The sequence below is a fragment of the Streptomyces purpurascens genome (assembly GCF_045040895.1).
In the GTDB taxonomy this organism is placed as follows: Bacteria; Actinomycetota; Actinomycetes; order Streptomycetales; family Streptomycetaceae; genus Streptomyces; species Streptomyces purpurascens.
Genome location: NZ_CP108341.1, coordinates 3,060,650 through 3,086,657 on the forward strand (window position 1 = coordinate 3,060,650; position 26,008 = coordinate 3,086,657).

Here is a 26,008-nt window from a genome sequence, read left to right on the forward strand (position 1 = left end):
TCAAGGGACCTCACCCCTGCTGCGGGCATTGGCGTACGCCGTCGCCGCGCTCAGCCGCTCGGCCGGGGTGGCATGCCGGACGGCGCCGGGGTCCACGTCCCATTCCTTCCCGCCCCCGTACGGCCGCAGCTGCACGTAAGGCCCCTCATGCCCCATGACGATGCCGATGCGTCCGCTGCGGGTGTCCACGACATACGCGCCGACCGGGGGCTTCATCGCAGCACCGCCGCGAGCCGCCGGGCGGTCTCCACGGAACACCGGCCCAATTCCACGAGCGGACAGGGTGCTTCCCGCGCAAGACTCACCGGGTCCAGGCCCAGTGAGGGCAGGGTAATTCCCGCCTTGGCGAGTTCTGCCCGCAATTCTTTCACCGCGTCCTCCGCTTCTTCGACGCAGTGCGCCGAGTGTCGTGCCTCCACCGTGCTCCCCTTCCTTTTGCAGTTTCACTCTTCGCATCCCTACGGTGACGCTCCGCGCCTACACTCGGGAGGGGTCTGTGCCCTACAACTGCGGGGCAGCACAAAGGGGTTCGGTAATGGCCAACGGTTCTCGGCAGGCGGCGTGGGAGTTCTTCGGCACGGAGCTCAAGCGACGGAGGGAGGACGCGGGGATCACCCAGGTGGAGCTGGGGTCGCGGGTTTTCGTCTCCGGCGGATACATCGGCCAGTTCGAACAGGCCATTCGCAAGCCGCAGTTGGATGTGGCGCAGCGGATCGACGGGGTGCTGCAAACCGACGGTATTTTCGAGCGGTTGTGCAGGAAGCTGATTGACGATAAGCGGTATGCGGATTATTTCGCGGAGGTTCTGGAGCTGGAGCGGCAGGCGACGGCGATCAGCGAGTTCGAGCCGAGCGTCGTGCCAGGTCTTCTTCAGACGCCTGCGTACGTGAGGGCACTCACTCTGGCGACGCATCCATTCGCCGCGGACGAGTTCATCGAGGACAGAGTCGCCGCCCGCGTGGAACGCGCCCAGATCCTCGACGACGCAACAAGGCCTGTGTATTGGGTGATCGTGCACGAAACCGTGCTCCGGATCCCGGTCGGCGGTTCTCACGTCGCGGCGCAGGCCCTGGACCACATGGCCGACCTCGCGGGCGCACGCAAGGTGGTGCTGCAGGTGCTCCCGTTCTCGGCAGGCGCCCCCGCCAACAACGGCTCGCTACGGCTCATGCAGTTCGAGGAAGCGCCGCCCGTCGCCTACACAGAGACGTCGTTTTCGGGAACGTTGATCGACGACCCGGCCATGGTGAAGCGTGCACAGCGCGCCTACGATCTGCTCAGGGGTGCCGCGCTGTCGCCGGAGGCGTCCCTCGCCCTGGTCCGATCGGCGGCTGAGGATTTCAGACGATGCACTCCTACGACCTGAGCAACGCCCGCTGGCGAAAGAGCAGCTACAGCAACGGCGATGGCGGCAACTGCGTCGAGGTCGCCGACGGAATCCCCGGCACCGTTCCCGTCCGGGACAGCAAGCTGGCCGACAGCCCTGTGGTCCTGGTCGGGGCCGCCGCGTGGGGCACGTTCATACGTCACCACCGCCGCTGACGTGCGCTGGACCATGCGCCCCGCCGAACCGGCGGACGTCGAGCTGATCGCGGAGCTGCGGGCGGTGGTGATGCGTCCGGATCTGGAGCGGTTGGGCCGCTACGACGAGCACCGGGTCAGGCAGCGGCTGCGCGACGGGTTCACCCCGCGGCACACCTCGGTCATCAAGGCCGACGGCACCTTCGCGGGCAGCGTCACGCTGCGTCCGGCCGAGGACGGCACCTGGCTGGAGCACTTCTACCTCGATCCCGGCCTCCAGGGCCGGGGACTGGGTTCGGCGGTACTCCGCATCCTGTTGGCCCGAACCGACGCAGCCGCCGAACCCGTACGTCTGAACGTCCTCCAGGGCAGCCCGGCCCGCCGCCTCTACGAACGCCACGGCTTCGCGGTCGAGACGCAGGACCCGATCGACGTCTTCATGCTGCGTCCGCCGCCCGAGCCCCTATAGGTGAGGCACAGCGCAGGCGTCGGCGATTTCCCGAGTGTCCCAGTAGAAAGGCCGGACCTCGGTGATCTGTCCGTCCGCCACCGTGACCGTCTGCAGGATCGGGAAGCCGAGTTCACGGCCGGTCGCACGAGCCCGGGCCCGGACCTGTGTGAGCACGACCGCGGTCTCACCCGTAGCGAGAAACTCCTGCTCCACCATCTGGAACGACTCCCACACCTCTCCCATTCTGCGGAAGAACCGCGTCATGCCGTCGTGCCCACGCCAAGTGCCCCCGTAGGGAAGAGCAGCTGCTTGATGCAGCTCGACACTCGGCGCGAAGAAGGGGGCGAGCAGGTCGAACGAAGCCTCGTCGGGCCCTCCGGCCGCCAAGTACTCCGCCTCGGCCGCATACATGCCGGTGAGGACTGCTACCGAATCTGTGGTGGATGGCATCGTCATGCCGCCAGCATGATCTGTCCGTGGTGATCAGGCTGGCGGCAAACGGACATCGTCGTTCTGCGCGGCTTGCAGGTGCTGATCCCGTATGCGCTGGGCGAGGTTCTGCCATTGGCGGGTGAAGCCCGGGGCCTGTTCCAGTGGGTTCCAGAGGTGCGTCAGCGAAGGGGTCACGCGTGCGCGCGGCATCCAGAGATGCAGCAGGTGGCAGGCCGTCGCCGCTCCGAGTCGGTTGCCTCGGTCCAGCAGGTGCAGGACGGTCGTGAGCAGCCAGTCGTGCAGCGCCAGGTCCTCGCACAGGCCTGCCGCCGCCGCGGCCGGGATGTCCTCCGGCAGTCGCAGCTCCACGGTCCGCAGCCCTTCCTCGGCCAGGGTGAAGCGTTCCAGTGACGCCCCCTCCCCCACGGGGACGTACCTCGCAACCCAACGCAGGTGTGTGGGGCGGGCCTTGAACGGCACTCTCTGATCGAGCAGGGCACCCCGGCGGAGTTGGGCGAGCAGCCCTTCGGCGATCATCCCCAGGTTCAGCTCGTCACGTCCGGGGCCGTGCAGAATGCCCTTCGCCGTCGCTTCCTCGGGCAGCTTCCCGAAGGGTTCGAGCACACCCGGACGTACGAGGTACTGGCCCCAGGGCCGGCGCGTTTCCGGGCCGGAGGCCGGTGCGCTGAAGTAGGCGGTGGCCTGCAGGACGCGCCCCTCGGTGAGTGCGGCGCGGGCGGCCACCGTCCCCACGGCACGGATCTTGGCACCGTTGGAGGTCGGCAGCCCGCAGTCCACGCCGGTGAGGACATCCGGTGAACGGACGTACAGGTTCGGCCGCTCGGAGACACGGACGTGCTCGTCGGCCCGCAGCCGCAGCATCCGGGCAGCGGCCGAGCCGTCCAGCGCCCGGAGGGTCGGCAGCAGACAGGTGCGCACCTCACCGCAGGCGAGGACCGACCGCGTCGGCTGATCGAGGGCGGCCACTCAAGTCGCCTCGGAGGTGCGGGAGTCCGTGGGCTCCCCGTAGAAGACGTACGTCGTCCGCTGCGCGATCGCCGCCGGCACCGGCACCCCTTCCCCCGCGGACCGCTCGGCGACCTGCCGCAGCGCCCCGGCATCGACGTCCGTCTGGTCGAGGATGAGCCGCACGGCGTCCTCGACGGGCAGGAAGCGGTTGGGCAGCAGCGTGCAGGTGCGGTAGGCGCTGAACGGGGCCGCGGAGTCGTTGAGGCGGACCAGCGGCGGGAGGCGGTCCCAGCCGTCCGGGAAGCCGCCGCCGGTCCAGGGGCGCGGGGTGAGGACGGGCTCGCCCAGGTGCCGTAGGAGGCCGAGGCGGGCCAGTTGCCAGACGGCTGCCAGGAACGGGCAGGACCACAGGCGCCGCCCGTTCTCCTCCGACCAGAGTTCGACGTCCATGAAGACCGAGTGGGTGCGGGCGGCGGTCTCCTGGGGCGGCTGCCAGCCGGGGGCCTCGGACAGCGCGCCGCGGGCCGTGCTCGGCGTGCGCTGCCCGTTGGCGAGCCAGCCGGTCACGCTGACGGGTGGGCGGGCGCCGTAGCTGCCGGGCGGCGGCGACTCGACGAGGCGGTGCAGAACGGACGCGGCAGGCTCGGTCCTGCCGTCGACCGCGCAGCCGGACTCACGTGCCAGATAGTCGATGACCAGGCCCGCCTTCTCCGCCTCTTCGAGGACGACGGGGAGGAGTTCCGCCGGAGTGGAGAAGCGCGTGAAGTAGTCGTCGACGAGGAAGCACGTGCTGATGCGGGGACGCCTGCCACCAATGCGGCGGGCCACAGCGGCACGGGCGGCGTCCGCCCAGACCCGCACCTCGGCGAAGTGCTCCCGCAACCGCCCGGGCCCGGCCTCGAAGTCCTCCATGTAGAGGTGGCCCACTTCCAGGGAGAGATGGGCGAGGGGTACGGCCTGGGGACAGGGTTCGGCGGTGGTCTCCCGAAAAACGGACTCGGTCATGGCCGATCCCCCTTCGCACCGTCCTCAAAAGCACCACTCGATGCCAGGCTTCGCTCGGTGAGCCGACCGGCCAGGTCGCCCAGGGCCTGCCAGGTCGTCATGTCCGCGATCTGGCTGTCGAGCACGTCTTCCTCGGTGATGAGCTGCTCACACCACTGCAGGACGTGCTCAAAAGGGACGGAGCCGAGGACCTGGCTGCGCCCCATGCCGTGTTCCGAGGCGAGCTGCTCGAGGCCGTGATCGCACGCCCGCATCCACGCCGACTGCGCGGGCCGCACCTGCGCCCACAGTGGCGACTCGGAATGGGGCACGGCGGACCGTACGAAACGGATGGCACCGCGCAGGGTGTCCTCGTCGTGGCCTCGGGCGACGCCGCCTCGGACGAGGCCATGCTTGCCGAAGACCAGGTGCGCGGCGCCGGCCACATGCTGACGGGTCCAGCGGTGGAAGACCAGCCAGCGGGCCGGGACGGCCCTCATCTCGGGCTGTGCCGTGGCTGCCAGGGCCAGGTCGAGGGCGTAGCTGCGGCCGGCCCGGAGGTCGACGATGACCAGGTCGAACTCGTGGTGCAGCTTCAGCAGCAGGTCGACGCACCGCCGCAGGTCGTTCTCGGTGGTGGCGAAGTCGCCGCGGCTGAGGTCACCTGGCATCAGCACGAGCCGTCCGGAGCAGGGCGGCCGGTGACGTAGCACCTGGTGTTCGGTCTCTGCCCAGACGTCGATACGGGCGGGTTCGGCGGCCTCGCCCTTCAGGTAGGCGTGCAGGCCGCGGTCCTCGGCGGCCCGGCGGGCCTCGGGCACGTCGAAGACGGCCGACGCGGTGGGCGAGCCGAAGTCGAAGTCCAGGTAGCAGACCTCGTCTCCGGAGAGTGCCCGGTGGTAGGCGAGGTTGGCGCTGGTGACGGAGCGGCCCGCGCCGCCCTTGTCGGAGGCCGCGAAGATCAGCACGTTCCGCCTCCCGGGGAGGCGGCTGCCCGGGCCCGGGCGAGAACGTCCAGCCGTTCCAGGGTGTTGAGGGCCAACGCGTAGGCGGTTCCCGGCTGTTCGTCCACGAGGGTACGGGCGCGGCGCAACTTGATCTCGATGTCTCTGAGCTCCCTCCCGTGGCTGCCGTCACCCGTGGGCGACGGTTCCAGCTCCTCGTTGCCGAAGAGGTGGGCGGCCTCGCTGATCAGCGCCTTCGCCAGATGGGTCAGTTCGGGGCTGTGGAGCGGCAGCTGCTGGTACATGTGGTGGGCCTGGACCATCGACTCGACGACGCGCTCGGTGAAACTCCAGGAGTCCCACAGGCCCACCCCCTCACCGTCGCTGACACGGCGCCGCCACACGTGCTCGAAGATGTCCTCGGCGAGTCCGCACAGCCGGTCGTGCGCGCCGGCGTCGCGGGAGAGCGCGCACAGCTGCACGGTCCGCTTCAGCAGCTGCGCCGAGAAGTCGGTCATCATCCACCGCAGGGGCGGCCCGATCCGTTCGGTGCCCGGCAGCGGCAGGGTGACGCCGGGGTCGTGCAGCCGCACCATCGGGTCGTCGTGTGTCACGCGGCTGGTGATGCGGGCGCGATCGGCGAGGCGCTCCAGAACGCCGACGACACGGGTCAGGTCGTCGTCGCTGGCGCGGCGCCGCATCAGGTCGTGGACGAGGAGGGAGGTGACGGAGAGCGAGAAGTACTCGGATTCCTGCTGCTGCCCGGTCGTACGCCAGGGAATGTCCTCCAAGGGCCAGCGGTCGGCGTCGAAGCGGGCGATGCCGGACCAGAACTGCTGGGTGATCTCCCAGCGCAGCCGGAGTGCCTCGGCGAGCCTCTGCTGTTCGAAGTTGAGCAGCCCGAGGGTGAGGGTGCGGTCGGAGAACAGGTCCTCGATGCCCTCGAGTGCCATGACGGTGAAGTAGAGGTACGGGACCGGGTCGGCGATACCGTACGGCTGAGGGCCGACGGGTTCGTCGGTCTCGACCTCGGGCGCGTCCTTCACGATGCCCCAGGCCCAGCCGCATTCGAAGAGCCGGCTCTCGTCCAAGAGCCCGTCCTGGACGTCGAGCCCGAGGAGGAGGCTCTCGGTGATCACGGCACGCAGGGCCTTGAAGCGGTGCTGGAACCTCTGCACCACGTGCCGCTGCGACACCCGGCCCTGCCCCAGGAGGTCGGTGAGGGCCTCGCCCTGGGAGGAGCCGGTGTCGTAGACGCTGACGGTGAAGGAGCGGAGCAGGCTCACCATCGCGGCGGTGAGGCGGGGGCTCGTGGAGGTGCGCAGTTCGGCGATCGTCGCCTGGACGTCGGGGCGCCGGGTCCTGGTCTCGTAGACCTTGAGGAAGCCGAGCGTCGCCAGACAGAGGGTGATCGACATGGAGTAGGAGTCGACCACGCCGAGTTCGCTCTGCTCGTCGGTGAGGCCCGTGGCCTTGTCCGCAGGCCAGAAGTAGTAGCCGCCTGGGAAGGTGGGAGCACTGCCGTTGGGTCGCGTGTGCGTCCGCATGAACTCGCCGACGACCTTGACGAGATTCGCCGGGAGGTCCAGCCGACCGCCGGCCCTCTCCATCGCACGCAGGAAGTCCCGCTCCGTGGTGTCCGGATCATCCAGCCGGAACGCGGGGATCTCCGTGGCCGGATACAGCAGACAGAGCAGCCGTTCCGCATCGGCGACACTGCTCCTTCCGCCCAGGTCGCCCCAGTCCCACGTTCCCTCGTCGAAGGAGTGTCGGGCTATCGCCTGCCAGATGTCCAGGAGTTGCTGCCGTGGTTTGATCTGCAATTGCTCGCCCCCGTACAGGTCACTCGGCAACGGTCACTGCCGACGCCGACCACAAGCGAGGAGCATTCCCGCATATCCGTCGCGCACGCATGCCGATGAGGCCGGCCGCACGACCTTGAAGTCATCCGCGAGCTTTTCGAGGCTCGCGTGCACCTCGGATTCCCCCACGTCACAGGCGGGGAAGAAACGCTCGCCTGCATAGAGGCCCTTGGAATGTTCCATGAAGGCGGCGGCGAAGGGGGCGCCAGGGGTCAGGGCCCGCAGGAAGCGCTCGACGCCGAGTCGGAACTCCTGCCACGAGGTGGTCATCGACTCGGCGACGAAGAACATGGTCCCGACAGACCACCGCCCCTCGTACCGCGCCAGGTCGAGGATGCTTCCCCCCTTCACCTCTACGGCCCTGCGGAACCTCTCGCGCGGGTCCATCCCCAGGGCGCGGTACGCCTCATGCTCGCGCAGGACGTCCCAGAACTGGTCCCAGTTCGCGTCGTAGGCCGCGACCTGACTCTCCAGGTACCGCACGTTCGCGGACGAGTACTCGAGGAGAGTGATCTCTTCGCACCAGGGCAGCATGGCGAGCGCGGGATAGAGGTTCGCGCCGGCACCCACGTCGATACCGGAAACGGGCGTGGCTGGGTACCTCCGGAAATGATCAGCGAAATGATCCCGGACGATGCACAGAATCTCCGCGTCCTCCGCCTGCATGTCGCGGTAGTTGTGATCAACGTAGGCGATGGGGTCGAATTCCGCCCAGGACACATCGGCATTCCACGACGATCTCGGCGTCATTCACTCACGGTACCAACAGCAGGCAGACTGGGGGCCTTTCATGACTGCCGACCGTCCGCTGACAATGAGAGGAGTGACCGAGCCCGATCTGCCCGAACTCCTGCGCGTGGACAGGGAGGTGTTCCCGGACGATCCGTACCCGTACTTCGTCCTCCGCGCGCACATGGAGGTACACGGCGACTCGATACTGGTCCTCGATGATGGTCAAAGGCTGCACGGCTATGCCCTCTTCCTCACCGTCTCAGACGGCTGCATCGGCTGGATTCTGAGCCTCGGCGTCGCACCCGAACGGCGGGGCGCAGGACTGGGGCGTCGGCTGTTGCTCGAAGTCCTGCGCCACTTGCGTGAACGCAGAGTGCACGAGGCCCGCACGACGGTGGAGCCGACGAACGCCGCCGCGATCACGCTGTATCAGTCACTTGGTTTCTCGTCCGAGGGGACTGTGAGGCGTGACTACCTCGAGCCGGGGCAGGATCGGGTCATCATGAAGCTGGTCCTGGGGTAAACCCCCTGGAACATAAGGCAGTTATCCGGATGGGACCATCTGTCGGGGTCGGCCACGCTGCTGCACATGAAGCAGATCACGAAGCCCGCCACACTGATCGCCGCCGCCGGTGTCGTTCTCGGTCTGGCCGGGACCGGCAGCGGTGCGTCCGCCGCTGATGCCGAGTCGATCACGTGGACCAAGTGCGAGGGCACCGGCCTCGACCCCCGTCAGCAATGCGCCGCCGTCGACGTGCCCATGGACTATTCCGACCCCGACGGCAGGAAGATCCAGATCGCCGTCTCCCGTCTGCCCAGTGAGAAGCCCTCCGCTCGCCGGGGCGCGCTGTTACTCATCCCCGGCGGGCCTGGTGGGGTCAGTCTCGAAGACCCCTCCGGGAAGGGGCAGAAGCTGCCGCAGGAGGTGCGGGACGCCTATGACCTGATCGGGTTCGCGCCTCGCGGGATGGCGCCGTCCAGTACCGCCGCATGTGGGCTCGAGAGCAAGGACCTCGCCCTTGCCAAGCTGCCCTGGCCCGCCCCGGACGGTTCCGTCGCCGAGACCATGACCACCGCCCGGCGTATCGCCGGCGCCTGTGCCCGTAACGGCGGTGAGCTGATACGGCACATCAGCAGCGCCAACGAGGCCCGCGACCTCGACCGCGTCCGGGCCGCCCTGGGCGAGAGCCGGATCTCCGCGTGGGGCGACTCGTACGGCTCGTACGTCGGCTCCCTCTACAGCCAGTTGTTCCCGCACCGCACCGACCGCATCGTGCTGGACAGCAACGACAACCCCGACCCCACCCGGGTGGGGCGCGCCTGGCTCGCCGCGTTCGAGGTCGGTGTGGAGGACAACTTCCCGGAGTTCGCCAAGTGGGCGTCCCGGCCCGGGAATCCGTATCGGGTGGCCCGTAAGGCTGCCGACGTACGCCCCCTCTTCCTGCGGCTGGCCGAACGGCTCGACCGCGAGCCCCTCCCCTGGCCCGGTGCCAACCCGGCGGAGCTGGACGGCAACGTCCTGCGCCAGACCATGCTGAACAGCCTGTACGACCCCGACGACTACCCCACGCTGGCGCAGATGATCCTGGCCACCCGCAAGGGCACCGTGCCACCCGTGCCCGATGCTCCGTCCGAGTCGATGATGCAGAACGCCGCCGCCGTCGGCGTCGGCACGCTCTGCAACGACGTCGCCTGGCCCAGGTCCGTCGCCCACTACCAGAAGGGGACCGACGAGAGCCGGGCCGAGTTCCCCCTGACGGCGGGCATGCCGCGCGGTGCCATGCCGTGCGCCGCCTGGCCGTTCACGCCGAAGGAGCCGCCGGTGCGGATCACCGACGACGGTCCGTCCAACATCCTGCTCGTGCAGAACGTGCGGGACGTCGCCACCCCGCTGAGCGGGGCCCGCGAGCTCCGGCGTGCCTTCGGCGACCGGGCCGTCATGGTGACGGTGAACTCCACGGGCCACGGCGCCTACCTCGCCAACGGCAACGCCTGCGGCGACCGGACCGTCTCCCGCTTCCTGGCGACGGGCGAGCGCCCGGACCGGGACACCTACTGCGCCTAGGTCAGCGCTGGGCGAGAGGCGCCGGGGCCTCCTGGACGGCCCAGCCGTTGCCGTCGGGGTCCTGGAAGAAGAGGAAGGAGTTCCAGCTCTCCTCGCCCCGGCCCTCCGCCCAGCCGGACGCGCCCACGTGCAGGACCGGCGATACCTCCACCCCGCGTCCCACCAGCTCCGCCCTGGCCTTCTCGATGTCCGTGACACAGAGCTGGAGGCCCTGCAGCGAACCGGGGGCCGCCCGGGGCTGCCCCGGCGCCTGAGGCATGCCGGACTCCAGCACGATCGAGCAGCGGGAGCCGGGGGGCGTGAGCTGGACGAAGCGGCCCACGCCCTCGAAGAACGAGGCGTCGATCTCGGCGCGGAAACCGCACCGGTCCACGTAGAAGGCCTTGGCCCGGTCCAGGTCGATGACCGGTACGGCGATCACCTCAAGGGTCCATTCCATGGGCGCACCTCCTCGGCCATGGTCCCTCCGCGACGCGGACCGCGCCCGTCAGCCGTTTCGGGCGTAACGGCGGGCCACCGCGTGGAACGCCTCCTTCGGCTCCCAGTGCCAGCCGGAGGCGGGGTCGTCCGGGCGGTCCTTGATCGCCTTGGTGATGGCGTACGTCGCGATGTCGAGGTCGAGCCGGGGCTCGTCCGGGCGGTGCGGGGCGTCCGCGCTGATGAACTCGAAGGTCATCGCCGCGTACAGGCCCATCGACGCGAAGACGTCCAGCAGCTCGCCCACGTACTCGGCCTGGACGCGCTCGCTGCGGACCAGGTCCCCCTTGATCTCCGGTGGCTCCTTGTCGTAGTCGACGATGTCCCAGCCCATGCCGCCCGTCTGGGGGGCACCGACGTACGCGCACGTGCCGAACTCGGTGATGGCGAGCGGCTTGCCCCAGCGCAGGTACTGCTTCAGTTCCCGGACGTGGTCGGACCGCTTCTCGAAGTACGAGTAGTAGTCGATGCCGACGATGTCGAAGAGGCTCCAGTCCGGGTCGTCGATGCTCTGGGCGGCCGCGTAGCTGAGGTTGCCCCTGAAGACGGAGCGGCCGACCTTCGCGGCCTTCGCGGTGAACTCGGCGAGACGGCGCAGCGTCCGCGGCCAGTCGACCGTGCCGTTCTGGAGGTGCCTGATGCGCTCCAGGGCCGTCTCGCCCGGCAGGATGCCGGGGACGAACAGCCAGAACTCACAGCCGACGCTGAAGTCGACACTCGCGCCCTGCCGCCGCAGCCGCTCCGCGAACCGGCCGGTCTCGGCGACGTGTTCCAGGATGTCCCGCTGCGGTGCGTCCCCGAGGGTCGGCTGCAGCCAGACGTGCAGCCCCCGTTCGGCGGCCTCGGCGGCGGTGGCGGTGAGCCGTTCGACGCCGTCCCCCGTGACGTCGATGGTGTCGGCGTGCAGCTCGTCACGGATGGCCCGCACATCCGCCCGCATCCGGCGCGCACTCCACGCGGTGCCCGGTGTCTCCCCCGCCCCGACCGTGTAGACGACGCCTTGCCGGCGCAGCCCCCGGCCGTGCCCGGCTTCCGTGGCCCGGGCCTGTCCGGCCGATGCCACCATCCCGGAGGCCCCCACCGCCGCGCCCCCGGCCAGGAACCGCGCCCGGCTGATCCCCTTGCCCTGCTTGCTCCCGTTGGTCTCTTCCATGCCGTTCACTGTGCCGACGCGGGTGCCGGGTCCGCTGTCGGCCGTCGGTCTACGGGGGCGCGACCAAGGTATGAGCCGCCGTGCCGAAGGAGAGACCGACAGGCCCTACCCGAACCGGCGTACGTACCGCCGCTGCCAGGGCGTCTCCACCGCATGCCGGTCGTAGTGCCGCCGCACATACGCCACCGCTTCCTTCCCCGGCACCCCGTCCAGAACGGCGAGGCAGGCCAGGGCCGTCCCCGTACGGCCACGTCCGCCGCCGCAGGCGATCTCCACGCGCTCCCCGGCGGCCCGTTCCCAGGCGTCGGCCAGCGCCACGCGGGCGGCGGCCCGGTCCGACGGGAGGCGGAAGTCGGGCCAGCGGATCCAGCCCGACTCCCAGGGGACCTCGGGCGGCTGCTTGCCGAGCAGGTAGACGCCGTGGGTGGGTACGGGCGCGCCGGGGTCCAGGGGGTGGCGGAGGCCTCGGCCCCGTACCAAGCGGCCGGAAGGCAGTCTCAGGACGCCGGCGTCACTCTCGTTCCACAGATCGGTCACGCCCCTCATCATGCTCCGCGCCCGCTCGCCCGGGAGCGGAATCAGCCCACCCCCCGCGACTCCTCGGCCGCCCGCGCCTCGATCCCCCGGAAGTGGACCGCCATCGCCCGCTGCGCGCCCTCCACATCGCGGGCGCGCAGGGCGGTGACGATGTCGCGGTGGCGGCGGACCGTGATCTCGGGGGTGGGGTCGTCGGTCCAGCCGCGGGCGCCGGAGACCCGCCGGAAGACGGTCCAGAAGGCGGCGAGGAGCTGGGGGACGAGGGCGTTGCCGAGGGAGGCGTACAGGGCCTCGTGGAACTCTCGGTCGAGGTCGGGGAAGGTGCTGCCCATGCGGCCCGTGCCGCCCGCGGACTCCATGCGGGTCACCACGCCCTCCAGGTTGTCCAGTTCCGCCTCGGTGAGTGTCGCGGCGACCCGGCGGATCAGACCCTCCTCCAGCACCTCGCGGACCTGCAGGATCTCGGCGAGGGCCCCGGTGTCGTCGTCGTGCCGGGCCAGGGTGCGGAAGGTCAGGCCGTCGACGAGCGGGGTGAGGGAGGCCTTGCCGACATAGGTGCCGTAGCCGTGTCTGATCTCGACGATGTCGAGGGCCTGGAGGGCCTTGAGGGCCTCGCGGACGGAGTTGCGGCTGACACCGAGGGCCTCCATCAGCTCGGCCTCGGTGGGCAGCGGCGCGCCGGCGGTGAGTCTGCGGTCGAGGATGAGCTGGACGACCTGGCGCTGTATCCGGCTGGTCCTGGGCTCCTCGGACATGCGCCGCATCGTACGCGCCCCGGACGTCCCACGTCCCACCTCTGGCGGTACCCAGTGCCGCGCCCGCCCTGATAGGCCGTCAACTCATGCCATTTCACAGCGCCATTGGTGCGACCTCTGGCAGATACGCCATTCGTGTGCGACCCCTTGACCGCCCTCACGCCCCCTCCTATGGTCGCGCTGACCGCCAGGACGTAGGACGTCGTATCTCCCTCCCCCTTCACACCTTTCCAGACCTCTCCCTCTGGAGGACCCGTGCGCGACGTGACCCACGACGTACCGGCGCCGCACCGCCGGACGTTCCTGAAGTACACCGGCGCGCTGGGCGCGGCCGCCGCCGTCTCCGCGTCGCTGTCGGCCTGTTCGTCCGGGCCGGAGTCCACCAACGAGACCGGCGGGGGCGACGGCGAGGACCGGACGCTCACCGCGGTGATCGGCTACGGCAACGACGGCAGCTGGGACCCCACCCAGACGGCGTCCGCGTTCTGCATGGCCGCCAACAACCACATCTACGAGGGCCTGCTGGACACCGACCCGATCTCCCGCGAGCCGTACGCGGCCCTGGCGACCGAGGTGCCGAAGGACCCGGACAGCACGTCCTGGAAGTTCGCGCTGCGGGCCGGTGCGAAGTTCCACGACGGGAAGCCCGTGACCGCCGACGACGTGGTGTTCGTCTTCGAGCGGATCCTCGACCCGGACACCCAGACCCTCGCCAAGGGGTTCTTCGCGAGCTGGCTGAAGGAGGTCCGGAAGATCGACGCGCAGAACGTGGAGCTGGTGCTCAAGTTCCCGTTCCCGGACGGGCTTGCGCGGCTGACGCTCGCCAAGATCATGCCGAAGCACGTGTTCTCCAAGCCGGGTGGCTGGGACGAGGCCATCAAGGGCCTGGCCGTCGGCTCGGGCCCGTACCGGCAGACCGCGCACCACCCGAAGTCGAACACGACCTTCGAGGCGTTCGCCGACTACAACGGGCCGCGCAAGCCCGCCTTCCGGAAGATGAACTGGCTGACGATCGTGGACGCCGCGCCCCGCGTCGCGAAGATCTCGGGGTCGAGCGCGGGGGCGCAGATCGCGGACAACATCCCGTACGCCAACATCGGGCAACTGGAGAGCGGCGGTCTCACGGTCGCCGGCGGGGCCGGGATGAACAACCTGTTCCTGATGTTCAACACCAAACACAAGCCCTTCGACGACGTACGCGTGCGCCAGGCCCTGCACTACGCCATCGACACCGAGAAGATGGTGGAGGTCGCGCTCAAGGGACGCGGGAAGCCGGCGAGCTCCTTCCTCGACGGGAGCAACCCGTCCTACCGCCGGGCCAAGACCGTCTACGACTACGACCCGGACAAGGCGAAGGCGCTGCTCAAGGCCGCCGGGGTCAAGGGGCTGAGCATCGAGATCCTCGCCGTGAACGTCAGCTGGATCGTGGACTGCCTGCCGACCGTCAAGTCCTCCTGGGACGCGATCGGTGTGAAGACGACCCTCTCCCCTCAGGAGACCACCGCCGTCTTCACCAAGATGGACCAGAAGCAGGACTACCAAGTGGTCGCCGCCGCCTCCAACCCCAACCAGTTCGGTCTCGACGCCGATCTGATCATGCATTACAACTACGGGCCCGAGAACCTGTGGATGCAGTACACGCGCTGGGCGGGCAACTCCGTGGCCAAGGCGCTCTTCAGGGACATGGACCGGGCCACCCGCGAGCCGGACGCCGGGAAGAAGACGGCGATGGTCCAGGACTACATCGACGTCGTCGCCGAACAGGCCGTGCTCTACCCGGTCGTCCACAACGAGCTGATGACGGCCTGGAACCCCGAGCGGCTCAGCGGGATAAGGCCGCAGCCGTACCCGGGCATCAACCTCCTTCAGGCCAAGTGGGCCTAGCCGTGTCGTTCGGACAGGGGGCCTTCGCCACGTGATCGCCGTCGTACGGATTCTGCTCCGCCGTATCGCCCTGCTCGTGCCGCTGATGCTCGGCATCGTGCTGTTCGTGTTCCTCGTGATGCGGTTCTCGGACGTCGACCCGGCGTCCGCGTTCTTCCAGGGCGCCAATCCGACACCCCAGCAACTGCACGACTTCCGGGAGGAACACGGCCTGCTCGACCCGCTGCCCGTGCGCTACGTGGACTTCGTCGCCGACGTGCTGCACGGCGACATGGGCACCAGCGCGCTGACCCGGGCGCCGGTGATCGACCAGGTCACCACCGCGCTGCCGCTCACCCTGCAGCTGACCTTCCTTGGCCTGGGCATCGCGGTCGTCCTGTCCCTGGTGGGCGGGGTGACCGCGGCGATCTACCGGGACCGGCTGCCCGACCAGATCATCCGGGTCGTGTCGCTGACCGGCGTCGCGGCCCCCGGCTTCTGGCTGGCGCTGCTGATGATCCAGTACCTGGCCGTCGACCTGGGCTGGTTCCCGACCGGCGGCTACATCAACCCGGCCGACTCCTTCACCGGCTGGCTCAAGACCATGGCGCTCCCCGCCCTCGCCCTCTCCCTCCCGGTGGCGGCGCAGCTGACCCGGATCGTGCGGACGGCCGTGGTGGAGGAGCTGGACAAGGACTACGTACGGACGGCGATCGGGAGCGGGCTGCCGCCGCGGGTGGTCGTGGGGCGGAACGTGCTGCGGAACGCCCTCATCAACCCCCTCACCGTGCTCGGCCTGCGCGTCGGCTACCTCCTCGGCGGTGCGGTCGTCATCGAGACGATCTTCTCGCTGCCCGGCATGGGCAAGCTGATGATCGACGCCGTGAAGAACGGTGATCCGGCCGTCGTCCAGGGCGTCGTCCTGACCACGGCCGCCGGGTTCGTCGTCGTGAACCTCGTCATCGACGTCCTCTACCTGCTGGTCAACCCGCGACTGAGGGATGCGACCACATGACGACCCGCATGATGACCCGCAAGAGCCTCACCGAGGCGCTGTCCCGGCCCGGCGTACGGCTGCGCGGCCTGCGCCGGCTGCCGCTGCTGTCGAAGGTCGCCGTCTGCTTCCTGGCGGTCGTCGTCCTGATGGCGCTGCTCGCGCCGGTCCTCGCCCCGCACGACCCGCTCGACCAGCAGCCGCCGGTCGACGGCACCGGGCATCCGTCCGCCGCGCACTGGATGGGCCAGGACAGTCTCGGCCGGGACATCCTCAGCCGGCTGATGTACGGGGCGCGCTGGTCGCTCGCGATCGGGCTCGGCGCCACCGGCCTTGCGCTGGTCGTCGGCGCGCTGCTCGGGGCCGTCGCCGCCACCTCGCGCAAGGCGGTCGACGAGACGCTGATGCGCTGTCTGGACGTCGTGATGGCGTTCCCGGGCATCGCGCTGGCCGCCGTGCTGGTGGCGGTGTTCGGCGGTGGCATCACCGTGCTGATCTGCGCGATCGCGTTCCTGTTCACGCCACCGGTGGCCCGGGTCGTCCGGGCGAACGTCCTCGACCAGTACGGCGAGGACTATGTGACGGCGGAACGGGTGATCGGCGCCCGGACCCCGCACATCGTGCTGAAGCACGTGGCGATCAACTGTGCCGCGCCCGTGCTGGTGTTCTGCACGGTCCAGGTCGCCGAGGCGGTGGTCTTCGAGGCGTCGCTGTCCTTCATCGGGGCCGGTGTCCGGCCGCCCGACCCGTCCTGGGGCAGTGTCATCGCGGACGGCAAGAACATGGTGCTGACCGGTGGCTGGTGGGCGACCGTGTTCCCCGGGCTGCTGATGCTGGTCACGGTGCTGTCGCTGAACATCCTGTCCGAGGGCGTGTCCGACGCCTGGGCGGCCCCGTCGGCGCGGGAGGTGGACGCGCCCGGCGACGACCGGCTGCAGGCGCCGGAGCCCGGCACCGGGGAGGTCGTGCGGCTGCCCGGCCTGGCGGAGGCGGCCCGGCGGCTGCGGGCCCGGGCCCGTCGGCTGCCCCGGGACGGTCAGCCGGTGCTCGCGGTGGAGCACCTCGCCATCGGCTTCGACCAGCGGCACGGCGGCGTGGACATCGTGGACGGCATCAGCTTCGAGGTGCATCCAGGTGAGGTGCTGGGCCTGGTCGGCGAGTCGGGCTGCGGCAAGTCGCTGACCGCGCTGGCGATCATGGGACTCCAGCCGAAGGGAGCGCGCGTCAGCGGACAGGTGCGCTTCCACCAGCGGGATCTGATCGCCGAGCCGATGCGCGTCCGCCGCAAGCTCCTGGGCCACGAGATGGCGATGATCTACCAGGACGCGCTGTCGTCGCTGAACCCGGCGATGACGATCCGCGCCCAGCTCAAGCAGGTCGTCCGGCGCGGCGGGCGGCGCCCTCCGGCCGAGTTGCTGACGATGGTCGGCCTCGACCCCGAGCGCACCCTGCGCAGCTACCCGCACGAACTGTCCGGCGGGCAGCGCCAGCGCGTCCTGATCGCCATGGCCCTGTCCCGCGATCCGAAGCTGATCGTCGCCGACGAGCCGACGACCGCCCTCGACGTCACCGTGCAGGCCCAGGTCATAGAGCTGCTGCTGCGGCTGCGCGAGGAGCTGGGCTTCGCGCTGATCCTCGTCTCGCACGACCTGGCGCTGATCGCGGACGTCACCGACCGGGTGGTGGTGATGTACGGCGGGCAGATCGTGGAGACGGGCGTGACCGCCGACCTGGTGGAGGCACCGGCCCACCACTACACGCGCGGCCTGCTCGGCAGCGTGCTGTCGCTGGAGTCGGCGCAGGAGCGGATGACGCAGATCAGGGGCGTCGTGCCGTCTCCGGCCGACTTCCCGGCGGGCTGCCGGTTCGCGGACCGCTGCCCGCGCGCGAGCGAGATCTGCCGTACGACGGCTCCGGCCCTGGCCGGCCCCGAGGCGCACACGGCGGCCTGCCATCACCCGGCCATAGAGCTGTCGGCCACCGAGACCGAGGCGGTGTCATGAGCGCGCTGGTGGAACTGGCACAGGCGCATGTCGTGCACAAGGCCCGCAGCGGCGGCCTGTTCACCCGGGACCGGGTGTACGCCCTGACCGGCGCCGACCTGGCCATCGCGCCCGGCGAGACCGTCGGCGTGGTCGGCGAGTCGGGCTGCGGGAAGTCGACGCTGGCGAAGGTGCTGGTGGGGGTGGAGCGGCCGACGCGGGGGACGGTGTCGTTCCGGGGCCGGGACCTGTGGGCGATGCCGGCCGCCGAACGCCGGCGGGCCGTCGGCAGCAGTACCGGCATGATCTTCCAGGACCCGTCGACGGCCCTGAACCGCCGCCTGCCCGTCCGGCAGATCCTGCGGGACCCGCTGGACGTGCACGACCGGGGCACCAGAAACCGACGCGAGGACCGGGTGAGGGAGTTGATGTCCCTCGTCGGACTCCCCCGCGCCCTCGCCGACGCCCTGCCGGGTCAGTTGTCGGGCGGGCAGCGGCAGCGCGTCGCGATCGCCCGGGCGCTGGCGCTGGACCCGGACCTGGTCGTGGCGGACGAGCCGACGAGTGCCCTGGACGTGTCGGTCCGGGCACAGATCCTCAACCTCCTGCTGGATCTGAAGGAACGCCTGGGCCTGGCCCTGGTGTTCGTCTCGCACGACATCCAGACGGTGCGGCGGATGAGCGACCGTGTGATCACCATGTACCTGGGCCGGATCGTGGAGGAGTCCCCGGCCGCCCTGGTCACCGACCGGGCCCGGCACCCGTACACCCGCGCCCTGTTCTCCGCCACGCCCGGACTGCTCGACCCGATCGACCCGATCCCGCTGGTCGGTCCGGTGCCGTCGGCGACCCGCCCGCCGAGCGGCTGCCCGTTCCGCACACGCTGCTGGAAGGCGGACGGGACCTGCGCGGCGGCGATGCCGGACTTCTCGGCCGCGTCGGCCCCCGGGCACCGCTTCCGCTGCCACCATCCTGTCCAGGAGGACGAGTCGACCCGCGACCTCGTCCGCCAGAGCGACCCGATGGAGGCTCCATGACCCTCACCCCGCTGACCGGTGTCATCCCGCCCGTGTGCACGCCCCTGACACCGGACCGCGAGGTGGACGTCCCCTCGCTGCTCAGACTGGTCGACCATCTGCTGGCCGGCGGGGTGAGCGGGCTGTTCGTGCTCGGCTCGACGTCCGAGGCGGCGTATCTGCCGGACCGGCAGCGCAGGCTGGTGGTCGAGTCGGTCGCGGCGCATGTGAGCGGACAGGTCCCGGTGCTGGCCGGGGCGATCGACATGACGACGGCCCGGGTCCTGGACCATGTCGCGTCGGTGACGGCGGCCGGAGCGGACGCGGTCGTCGTCACCGCCCCGTTCTACGCCCGCACCCACCCGGCGGAGATCGCCCGCCACTACCGCGCGGTCGCGGCCGGCAGCCCGGTCCCGGTCATCGCCTACGACCTTCCCGTCGCCGTCCACACGAAGCTGCCCGCGGACGTGGTCCTGCAACTGGCCGCCGACGGTGTCCTGGCCGGACTCAAGGACTCCAGCGGTGACCTGGCCGCCTTCCGCCAGGTCCTGACCGGCGCCCGGGACCACCAGGGCATCACCGGCTTCAGCGTGCTGACCGGCTCCGAGCTGATCGTCGACGCGGCGCTCGCGCTCGGCGCGGACGGGACGGTGCCCGGCCTCGGCAACGTCGACCCGCACGGCTACGTCCGTCTGGACCGCCTGTGCCGCTCCGGGGACTGGGACGAGGCCCGTGCCGAACAGGACCGGCTCTGCGCCCTGTTCGGCATGGTGACGGTCGGCGACCCGGCCCGTATGGGCCCGGGTTCCTCGGCGATCGGCGCCTTCAAGGCCGCGCTGCACCTGCGGGGCGTGATCGACTGCCCGGCGACGGCGGAGCCGCAGGTGCCGCTGTCGCCGGACGAGGTGGCGCGGGTGGGGAAGTACCTGGCGGCGGCCGGGCTGCTCTAGAGCCGGTCGGTCGGCAGGCGGCGGAACTCGATCGTCTCGTAGGTCCCCTGGACTCCCGTCTCGTAGAGGATCCCCACCGTCTTCCGGCCGAGCGGCACCAGGTCGGAGTAGGCCGCGGGCTGCTGGGAGAGCGTCAGCGCCTTGGCGAAGGTGGCGCCGCCGTCGGTGCTGTGCCAGAGGGCCATCGCCCGGCGGGCGGTGGGGACGGACGGGCCGGAGAACAGCAACGGCGCGCTCTTTCCGGCGAGTTGCAGGACACTGCCCTGGACGACCGGGACGTCGTTCAGGGTGGGCTGCACGGTGTACGGCCGGTCGAGGGAACGGCCGCCGTCGCGCGAATGGCTGTCGAGGCGGTTGCCGGGGCTCGTGCCGTGCTGGTCGCGTGCGTTGAAGTAGACCCTGCCGTCGGGGAGCTGGGCGGCGATCGACTCGTTGGCGTTGTTCACCCCGTCGTAGGAGTCGTCGACGAAGCCCGTCCGCCAGGTCCTGCCGCCGTCGTCGCTGAGGAGCGCGTGGGCGCCGTAGTGGCGGGGCTCCTGGCCGGTGTCCGGGGAGCCGGCGGGCGGGGCCGCCGAGTGATTGGCGGGGACGACCAGCCGGCCCGCGTACGGGCCCCGGGTGAGGGCGATCGCGTGGCCGGGGCCGGTCGCGTACCAGCGCCAGGACGGGCGCTTGACCTGGGCCGTGATCTCGCGGGGTGCGGTGAAGTGCCGTCCGTCGTCCCGGCTGTGCTGCACGAACACCCGGCGGCTCTGCTCGGGCGTGACCTCGCCCCGCATGATCTGGGCCTCCGTCACCTTGCCGCTGTTGTAGGAGGTGAGGAGCACGACCGCGCCGGTGCGCGGGTCGACGACGGGTGCCGGGTTGCCCCGGGTGTCGCCCTTCCCGGCGGCGACGACGCTGAGCGGGCCCCAGGTGCAGCCGCCGTCCGCCGAGCGCCTGAGGACGACGTCGATGGCGCCGGTGTCCCCCGCGCCGCCGCGTCTGCCCTCGGCGAAGGCGAGGACGGTGCCTTCGCCTGTGGTGACGGCGGCCGGGATGCGGTACGTGTCGTAGCCGCCCTCGCCCGAGACGTACGGGACGGAGGACGTGCAGCCGGGGGCGGCCGAGGCGCTGATCGTCGCGGTGGTCGTCGCGGTGAGGGCGGTGAGGAGGACCGTGGTGACAAGGAGGGTGCGGCTGAGGAGTCTCATCCTGCTCCTGAAACGGGGGCGTCGGACCGTGCCTGTCCGTCAGATGTTCCCCGGTGTCACGATCCCCGACTCGTACGCCACGATGACCAACTGCGCCCGGTCCCGTGCCGCCAGCTTGCCCATGATGCGGCTGACGTGGGTCTTCGCGGTCAGCGGGCTCAGGCCCAGCACCTCTGCTATCTCGGTGTTGTTGAGGCCGCGCGCGACCAGGGCGAGCACCTCCCGCTCGCGTTCGGACAGACACTCCGGGCCGCCGGTCGCCGGTGCCGAGGGGCTGCGCAGGAACCGCTCGATCAGCCGTGCCGTGGGCCCGGGCGACAGCAGGGACTCACCGGCCGCGACCGTGCGGATGGCGTCGAGGAGTTCGGCCGGCCTGGTGTCCTTGACCAGGAACCCGGAGGCGCCGGCGCGCAGGGCGTCCACGATGTACTCGTCGGTGTCGTAGGTGGTGAGGACCAGGACGCGGACGCCCGCGAGGTCGTCGTCGGCCGCGATGAGCCGGGTCGCCTCGATGCCGTCCAGGTCGGGCATGCGGATGTCCATCACCACGAGGTCGGCGCGCCCGGTGCGGGCCAGTTCCACGGCCTGACGGCCGGTGGCGGCCTGGCCGACGACCTCCATGTCACGGGCCGACTCCACGAGCATCGCGAACGCCTCCCGCACCAGGGTCTGGTCGTCCGCGAGCAGCACTCGGATGGTCATCCGGTCCTCTTCCCCGTCGTGGTCAGCGGCAGGACCGCGGCCACCTCGAAGCCGCCCCCGGGGCGCGGTCCGGCGTCGAGTGTGCCACCCACGCTGCGGGCCCGCTCCCGCATTCCGACGAGTCCGAAGCCCGGCGTGCCGCCCGGGGCCGGTCCGGTGCCGTCGTCGCTGACCGACAGATGCAGCGCGCCCTGCCGCTCGTCCAGCTCCACACGGACCGAGACGTCGGGTCCCGCGTGCCGTACCGCGTTCGTCAGGGCCTCCTGCACGATGCGGTAGGCGGCGGCGCCGACGGCGGGCGGTGCGTGCCGTATCCGTACGGTCTGCTCGACCCGGGCACCGGCCAGCCGCGCGGCCTGAGCCAGGTCGGGCAGGCCGTCGAGGCCGGGCAGCGGGCCGCGGGCCTCCGGCGGGCCGTGCTCGCGCAGCACCTCCAGCGTCGTACGGAGTTCGCCGCGGGCGCTGCGGCAGGTCTCGGCGATGTCGTCGAGGGCCTTGGCGACGGTCTCCCGGTCGAGCCGCTCGGGGTCGGCGGACAGCACATGGGCGGCGACGGAGGTCTGCACGCCGATGAGGGTGATGCTGTGGGCGAGCAGGTCGTGCAGGTCCCGGGCGATCCGCAGCCGCTCCTCGGCGACCCGCCGCCGGGCCTCCTCCTCCCTGGTCCGTTCGGCGCGTTCGGCACGCTCCACGATCGAGGCGACGTACTGGCGGTAGAACCGCACATCGACACCGCAGAACAGCACGGCGACCACCCAGCCCGAGATCTGCAGCATCCTCAGTGCCTCGTGGGCGTTGATGGTGAGCATCACGCTGGTCGAGAGGGTGAGGACACCGGCCCCGACCAGGACGGCCCGCAGCGGGCGCCCGGTGACGGCGACGGTGTAGAGCGCGATGTACGTGGCCGGGGTCGGCGCGGAGTGGGGGTTGTCGAGGGCGTGGTACGGGGCGACACAGGCCACGACCCCGAGCAGCACGAGCAACGGCCGACGCCGCCGCCACACGATCGGCACGTTGCACGCGAGAAGCAGCACCCACCCCAGCGCGTCGGGCCCGCGCCCGCCGTCGGCCAGCAGCCCGAGGGCGACGGCGATCGCGGCGGCGGCGACCGCGAGCAGCGCGTCGTTGCGGAGGGCGTGCGGGGCGGTCAGGGGGTCGCGGTTGATGGCGGCCATGACCCGCTCCCCCGGCCGCGACCAGGTCGCGGCCGGGGGGCGGTCCGATGTGGTGGGTGCCTGCACGGGCATCATCCTCGGCTCTCTCGGCTGCGGGCATGCGTGCCGCTGGGGACGGCACGGGTGGGCGCAGCGGCACCCCGCTACGCCGGGCTGCGCACCCGCCTCACCTCAGCCTCAACAGGCAGTTCCGGTGCGCGCGAGAGCCTGCCCGGCCACCACACCCGCCGCCGCAACAGCACACTCGCCGTGGTCACCAGATACGTACGCACAAGGAACGTATCCAGCAACACCCCCACAGCGATGACGAACCCGAGTTCCACCAGCCCGACCATCGGCAGCGTCGTCAGCACAGCGAACGTCGCCGCGAGCACGACCCCCGCAGAGGCGATCACCCCACCCGTCGTCCGCAACGCGGTCAACGCGGCCACCTCCGGCTCGGCCCCCCGCACGGACTCCTCCCGCATCCGATGCATCAGGAAGATGCCGTAGTCCACACCGAGCGCGACCAGGAACACGAAGGACAGCAACCCGAGCCCCGCATCCGTACCGCCGAACCCGAACACCGGCTCGAACACCAGCCCGCCGATACCCAGCGCCGCACCCCACACCGCGACCACCGCCGCCAGCAGCAGCAACGGCGCGACGAGGCTGCGCAACAGGCCGACCAGGATGACGAACACCGCGACGAGCACCAACGGCACGACCACCTTGCGGTCCCGGGACTCGCTGTCGGCCAGGTCGATCTGCTGGGCGCTGGGCCCGCCGACATACGCGCCCTGAGGATCCAGCCCGGCCCGCAACGCCTCGATGGTGCGGGTCTCCGACGGCGTCTCGGGCGCGGCGGTCGTGAAGACGGCGATCTCCGTCCACCCGGAACCACTCCGCCCGGGAACCACCTCGGCGACACCGTCGGTCGCACGGGCCCGCTCCGCCACCGCCCCGGCCCGCCCCTCGGGCGCCATGACCGTCACGGGCCGGCTGCTGCGCTCGGGATACTCCTGCGCCAGCGTCCGCATCGCGGTGATCGACTCGGGCCGCTCGGTGAACGAGTCCTCCTGCTTGATGCTGCCGGACAGATTGAGCGTGCCGAGCGCGAGGGCACCCAGCAGCACGCCCCCACCGACCAGAACCAGGGCGGGGCGGCGCGTCGCCGAGGTGCCCATCGCGGCGAACAGGGAACGCCGGGCCTTCGGCTCACTCCCGAACGCGGGGATCAGCGGCCAGAAGACGCGCCGCCCGAGCAGGACCAGCACCGCGGGCAGCAGGGTCGTCATGGCGACCAGCGCGGCGAGTACGCCGACCATGCCGACCGGCCCCATGCCGCTGCTGCTGTTGAGGTCGGCGGCGAGCAGGCACAGCAGCCCGGCCGCGACGGTCCCCGAGGAGGCGAGGACCGCCGGACCGCAGCCGCGCAGGGCGGTGCGCATGGCGTCGTACGGCCGCTCGTGGCGCCGCAGTTCCTCGCGGTAGCGGGAGACGATCAGCAGCGCGTAGTCGGTGCCTGCGCCGAGGACGAGCACGGTCATCACACCGCCGCTCTGGCCGGTGACGGTGACGTCGAACAGTTCGTGGAGTCCGTATCCGGCGGCCATCGCGGTGGCGGCGGCGACGCCCGCGACGGCGAGCGGGACCAGCCACAGGAAGGGGCTGCGGTAGATGAGGACGAGCAGCACGGTGACGACGCCGAGCGTGGCGAGCAGCAGGGTGGCGTCGAGCGTCCCGAACACCTTGTTCATGTCGGTGTTCAGCGCCCCCGGCCCGCCGACCTCGACGCTCAGCCCGCCGCCGCCCTCGGCGATGTCGCGCACCCCGTCGACGAAGGCGTCCCGGGCCTCCTCGTCCTGGCCCGGCTGGGTGCTGGAGACCGGGTACATCAGCGTGGAGCCGTCCTTGGACGGAACGCCCCGCGCCTCGCCGCCCGTCAGGTCGTAGGCGCCGCTGACCTCGGCCACCTGGTCGGCGGCGGTGCGCCGGTCGGCGTCGGTCAGGCCGCCGTCCCGGTGGTACACGAGCACCAGGTCGGTCGACTCCCCGCCGGGCAGCCGGTCCTGGACGCGGGCCACCTGGGTGGAGTCTGCGCTGTCGGGCAGGTAGTCGACCGCGCGGTTCTGCTGGACGCCGGCGAACTTCCCGGCGAGCGGCCCGAGCAGTACGAGGGCCGCAAGCCACAGTCCGACCACCACCCAGGGCAGGGCCCGCCGCCGCCTCGTACGTGTCCTTACGTCCCCCATCAGCGGGGCTCCCTCCGGTCCGGTGTCTGGAACGGTCTCCAGACTCCCGGCGCACGGGGGACGATTCGTCGGGCGCGAGGCCGAGTCGGGGGTTACTGCGAGGGGCGATGCGGGCGGCGGACTACTCCCCGGGGAGTAACGCGCGTCCTAGGAGGGCGTGCGCGCGGCTGCCGCCAGCAACCTGGTCACGTCATCGGAACAGATCGTGAGCGCCGCCCCCACCGTCGCGAGGACGTCCCGCTCGGCCGGGGTGTACGGCCCGTCCGCCAGGGCGATGCGGGCGCCCTGGAGCAGGATCGACTCGCGGCCGACGGTGGCGAGGTGCGGGGCGAGCGGGTCCAGTGCCTCGTGCAGCTCTATGGCCAGCCCGGCGCCGCAGGGCTCGCCGGTGATCCGGCCGGTGTCCGCCTCCAACGCCTCGACGAGGGCGGCCAGCTGCTCCTCCGTGCAGTCGTCGAAGCCGGCCGCGCGCACGGCCAGCACGGCGGCCTCCAGTGCCGTACGGGAACCGGCGCCGCCCGCGGCCAGTACCGCGAGCGCGACGGTGTGCACGGCGTCGCGGAGCATCGCGGAGAAGCGGGTGGTCGTCGGATGGTCGAGGACGTCCGTGCCGAAGTGGCGGCGGCACGCGGCGCACTCCACGACCGGGCCGGTCTCGCCGCGCGGCAGCACGGGCAGGCCGAGCAGGGTGAAGCGGCGCTGTCCGGTCAGCCGCTGGTAGTTGCGGTCGCCGCCGCAGCCGGGGCAGAAGAACTCCCCGTCGCCCGCGGCCGTCCATGCGATACGGGTGCCCAGGATGCTGGCAAACCTGGCGGCATGGCCGTTTCGTCCCCGTCCTGGCAGCACGTCGCACCTCCGTCACGCCGCACGGCAGCGTCGCCGCGCTTGCGTGATGTTAGCCACATCCATGAGGAGGAGTCAGCACCCTGGAGGAGACCTTTCCGTGACCCTCACAGGGATTGGCCGGTATGTGACGGGGCTCCACCCGCCGGACAACGGCGGGCAGAGCCCCATAAT

The 26,008-nt window shown here is 70.9% G+C and carries 27 protein-coding genes; 10 read left to right on the forward strand and 17 right to left on the reverse strand.

The window, feature by feature from the left end:
- Both OHU35_RS13940 and OHU35_RS13945 read right to left on the reverse strand, forming a co-directional pair.
- Positions 1-216, reverse strand: coding sequence for a hypothetical protein (locus OHU35_RS13940; protein WP_189723394.1), 216 nt, complete (start codon positions 214-216; stop codon positions 1-3).
- Positions 213-419 (reverse strand): hypothetical protein, encoded by a 207-nt coding sequence (locus OHU35_RS13945; protein ID WP_229845541.1) that lies wholly within the window; start codon positions 417-419, stop codon positions 213-215. Before OHU35_RS13945 ends, OHU35_RS13940 begins: the two co-directional genes overlap by 4 nt.
- Before the next feature lie 116 nt (positions 420-535).
- Between OHU35_RS13945 and OHU35_RS13950 the strand changes: the two genes are divergently transcribed.
- Genes OHU35_RS13950 through OHU35_RS13960 form a run of 3 tightly spaced genes read left to right on the forward strand, consistent with a single transcriptional unit; the run spans position 536 to position 1,990 of the window.
- Positions 536-1,366 (forward strand): helix-turn-helix transcriptional regulator, encoded by an 831-nt coding sequence (locus OHU35_RS13950; RefSeq protein WP_189723396.1) that lies wholly within the window; start codon positions 536-538, stop codon positions 1,364-1,366.
- On the forward strand, positions 1,348-1,542 hold the full coding sequence (locus OHU35_RS13955) for a DUF397 domain-containing protein (RefSeq protein WP_359896144.1): 195 nt from the start codon (positions 1,348-1,350) through the stop codon (positions 1,540-1,542). The genes OHU35_RS13950 and OHU35_RS13955 overlap by 19 nt, the downstream gene beginning before the upstream one ends.
- Before the next feature lie 13 nt (positions 1,543-1,555).
- Complete coding sequence (locus OHU35_RS13960; protein ID WP_189724027.1) at positions 1,556-1,990, forward strand: GNAT family N-acetyltransferase; 435 nt, start codon at positions 1,556-1,558, stop codon at positions 1,988-1,990.
- On the opposite strand, the gene OHU35_RS13965 is transcribed toward OHU35_RS13960, so the two are convergent.
- The 6 genes from OHU35_RS13965 to OHU35_RS13990 are packed head-to-tail and all read right to left on the reverse strand — an operon-like array spanning position 1,985 to position 7,913.
- Positions 1,985-2,428, reverse strand: coding sequence for a nuclear transport factor 2 family protein (locus OHU35_RS13965; RefSeq protein WP_405505430.1), 444 nt, complete (start codon positions 2,426-2,428; stop codon positions 1,985-1,987). The two genes, OHU35_RS13960 and OHU35_RS13965, sit on opposite strands and share 6 nt — an antisense overlap.
- 27 nt (positions 2,429-2,455) lie before the next feature.
- Positions 2,456-3,391, reverse strand: a complete 936-nt coding sequence (locus OHU35_RS13970) for an SCO2521 family protein (RefSeq protein ID WP_405505432.1) — start codon at positions 3,389-3,391, stop codon at positions 2,456-2,458.
- Positions 3,392-4,378, reverse strand: a complete 987-nt coding sequence (locus OHU35_RS13975) for an SCO2522 family protein (RefSeq protein ID WP_405505434.1) — start codon at positions 4,376-4,378, stop codon at positions 3,392-3,394.
- Positions 4,375-5,325 (reverse strand): SCO2523 family variant P-loop protein, encoded by a 951-nt coding sequence (locus OHU35_RS13980; RefSeq protein WP_405505436.1) that lies wholly within the window; start codon positions 5,323-5,325, stop codon positions 4,375-4,377. Before OHU35_RS13980 ends, OHU35_RS13975 begins: the two co-directional genes overlap by 4 nt.
- A complete protein-coding gene (locus OHU35_RS13985; protein ID WP_405505438.1) occupies positions 5,319-7,124 on the reverse strand; it encodes an SCO2524 family protein in 1,806 nt (601 codons plus the stop codon). The genes OHU35_RS13980 and OHU35_RS13985 overlap by 7 nt, the downstream gene beginning before the upstream one ends.
- A 33-nt stretch (positions 7,125-7,157) precedes the next feature.
- A complete protein-coding gene (locus OHU35_RS13990; RefSeq protein WP_405505440.1) occupies positions 7,158-7,913 on the reverse strand; it encodes an SCO2525 family SAM-dependent methyltransferase in 756 nt (251 codons plus the stop codon).
- A gap of 64 nt (positions 7,914-7,977) precedes the next feature.
- On the opposite strand from OHU35_RS13990, the gene OHU35_RS13995 reads away from it, so the two are divergent.
- Positions 7,978-8,418: a GNAT family N-acetyltransferase gene (locus tag OHU35_RS13995; RefSeq protein WP_405509222.1), complete on the forward strand. Its 441-nt coding sequence runs from the start codon at positions 7,978-7,980 to the stop codon at positions 8,416-8,418.
- A gap of 66 nt (positions 8,419-8,484) precedes the next feature.
- A complete protein-coding gene (locus OHU35_RS14000; protein ID WP_405505441.1) occupies positions 8,485-9,960 on the forward strand; it encodes an alpha/beta hydrolase in 1,476 nt (491 codons plus the stop codon).
- 1 nt (position 9,961) lies between these two features.
- On the opposite strand, the gene OHU35_RS14005 is transcribed toward OHU35_RS14000, so the two are convergent.
- The 4 genes from OHU35_RS14005 to OHU35_RS14020 form a co-directional block, all read right to left on the reverse strand.
- Positions 9,962-10,399: a VOC family protein gene (locus OHU35_RS14005; RefSeq protein ID WP_405505442.1), complete on the reverse strand. Its 438-nt coding sequence runs from the start codon at positions 10,397-10,399 to the stop codon at positions 9,962-9,964.
- A gap of 48 nt (positions 10,400-10,447) precedes the next feature.
- A complete protein-coding gene (locus OHU35_RS14010) occupies positions 10,448-11,590 on the reverse strand; it encodes an abortive phage infection protein (RefSeq protein ID WP_405505444.1) in 1,143 nt (380 codons plus the stop codon).
- Positions 11,591-11,695: 105 nt separating this feature from the next.
- Complete coding sequence (locus tag OHU35_RS14015; protein ID WP_405509224.1) at positions 11,696-12,136, reverse strand: protein phosphatase; 441 nt, start codon at positions 12,134-12,136, stop codon at positions 11,696-11,698.
- 32 nt (positions 12,137-12,168) lie between these two features.
- Positions 12,169-12,891: a FadR/GntR family transcriptional regulator gene (locus OHU35_RS14020; RefSeq protein WP_405505445.1), complete on the reverse strand. Its 723-nt coding sequence runs from the start codon at positions 12,889-12,891 to the stop codon at positions 12,169-12,171.
- Between the two features lie 246 nt (positions 12,892-13,137).
- On the opposite strand from OHU35_RS14020, the gene OHU35_RS14025 reads away from it, so the two are divergent.
- The 5 genes from OHU35_RS14025 to OHU35_RS14045 are packed head-to-tail and all read left to right on the forward strand — an operon-like array spanning position 13,138 to position 19,687.
- Positions 13,138-14,766 (forward strand): ABC transporter substrate-binding protein, encoded by a 1,629-nt coding sequence (locus OHU35_RS14025; protein WP_359896154.1) that lies wholly within the window; start codon positions 13,138-13,140, stop codon positions 14,764-14,766.
- A 31-nt stretch (positions 14,767-14,797) separates the two neighbouring features.
- Positions 14,798-15,760, forward strand: a complete 963-nt coding sequence (locus tag OHU35_RS14030) for an ABC transporter permease (protein ID WP_359896155.1) — start codon at positions 14,798-14,800, stop codon at positions 15,758-15,760.
- Positions 15,757-17,742, forward strand: a complete 1,986-nt coding sequence (locus OHU35_RS14035; protein WP_405505447.1) for a dipeptide/oligopeptide/nickel ABC transporter permease/ATP-binding protein — start codon at positions 15,757-15,759, stop codon at positions 17,740-17,742. The genes OHU35_RS14030 and OHU35_RS14035 overlap by 4 nt, the downstream gene beginning before the upstream one ends.
- Complete coding sequence (locus tag OHU35_RS14040) at positions 17,739-18,758, forward strand: oligopeptide/dipeptide ABC transporter ATP-binding protein (protein WP_405505449.1); 1,020 nt, start codon at positions 17,739-17,741, stop codon at positions 18,756-18,758. Before OHU35_RS14035 ends, OHU35_RS14040 begins: the two co-directional genes overlap by 4 nt.
- Positions 18,755-19,687, forward strand: a complete 933-nt coding sequence (locus tag OHU35_RS14045) for a dihydrodipicolinate synthase family protein (RefSeq protein WP_189723427.1) — start codon at positions 18,755-18,757, stop codon at positions 19,685-19,687. Before OHU35_RS14040 ends, OHU35_RS14045 begins: the two co-directional genes overlap by 4 nt.
- Here the strand turns inward: OHU35_RS14045 and OHU35_RS14050 are convergent.
- The 5 genes from OHU35_RS14050 to OHU35_RS14070 all read right to left on the reverse strand — a co-directional run bounded on the left by OHU35_RS14050 (position 19,684) and on the right by OHU35_RS14070 (position 25,837).
- Positions 19,684-20,880, reverse strand: coding sequence for an exo-alpha-sialidase (locus tag OHU35_RS14050; RefSeq protein ID WP_405505451.1), 1,197 nt, complete (start codon positions 20,878-20,880; stop codon positions 19,684-19,686). The genes OHU35_RS14045 and OHU35_RS14050 overlap by 4 nt on opposite strands.
- Before the next feature lie 39 nt (positions 20,881-20,919).
- Complete coding sequence (locus OHU35_RS14055) at positions 20,920-21,582, reverse strand: response regulator transcription factor (protein WP_189723431.1); 663 nt, start codon at positions 21,580-21,582, stop codon at positions 20,920-20,922.
- The gene (locus tag OHU35_RS14060; RefSeq protein WP_405505453.1) at positions 21,579-22,832 is read right to left on the reverse strand and encodes a sensor histidine kinase; all 1,254 of its coding nucleotides are present in this window, start codon (positions 22,830-22,832) and stop codon (positions 21,579-21,581) included. The genes OHU35_RS14055 and OHU35_RS14060 overlap by 4 nt, the downstream gene beginning before the upstream one ends.
- Positions 22,833-22,900: 68 nt before the next feature.
- Positions 22,901-24,991 (reverse strand): MMPL family transporter, encoded by a 2,091-nt coding sequence (locus OHU35_RS14065; RefSeq protein WP_405505454.1) that lies wholly within the window; start codon positions 24,989-24,991, stop codon positions 22,901-22,903.
- A 147-nt stretch (positions 24,992-25,138) separates the two neighbouring features.
- The gene (locus tag OHU35_RS14070; protein WP_359896160.1) at positions 25,139-25,837 is read right to left on the reverse strand and encodes a TerB family tellurite resistance protein; all 699 of its coding nucleotides are present in this window, start codon (positions 25,835-25,837) and stop codon (positions 25,139-25,141) included.
- Positions 25,838-26,008: the final 171 nt, after the last annotated feature.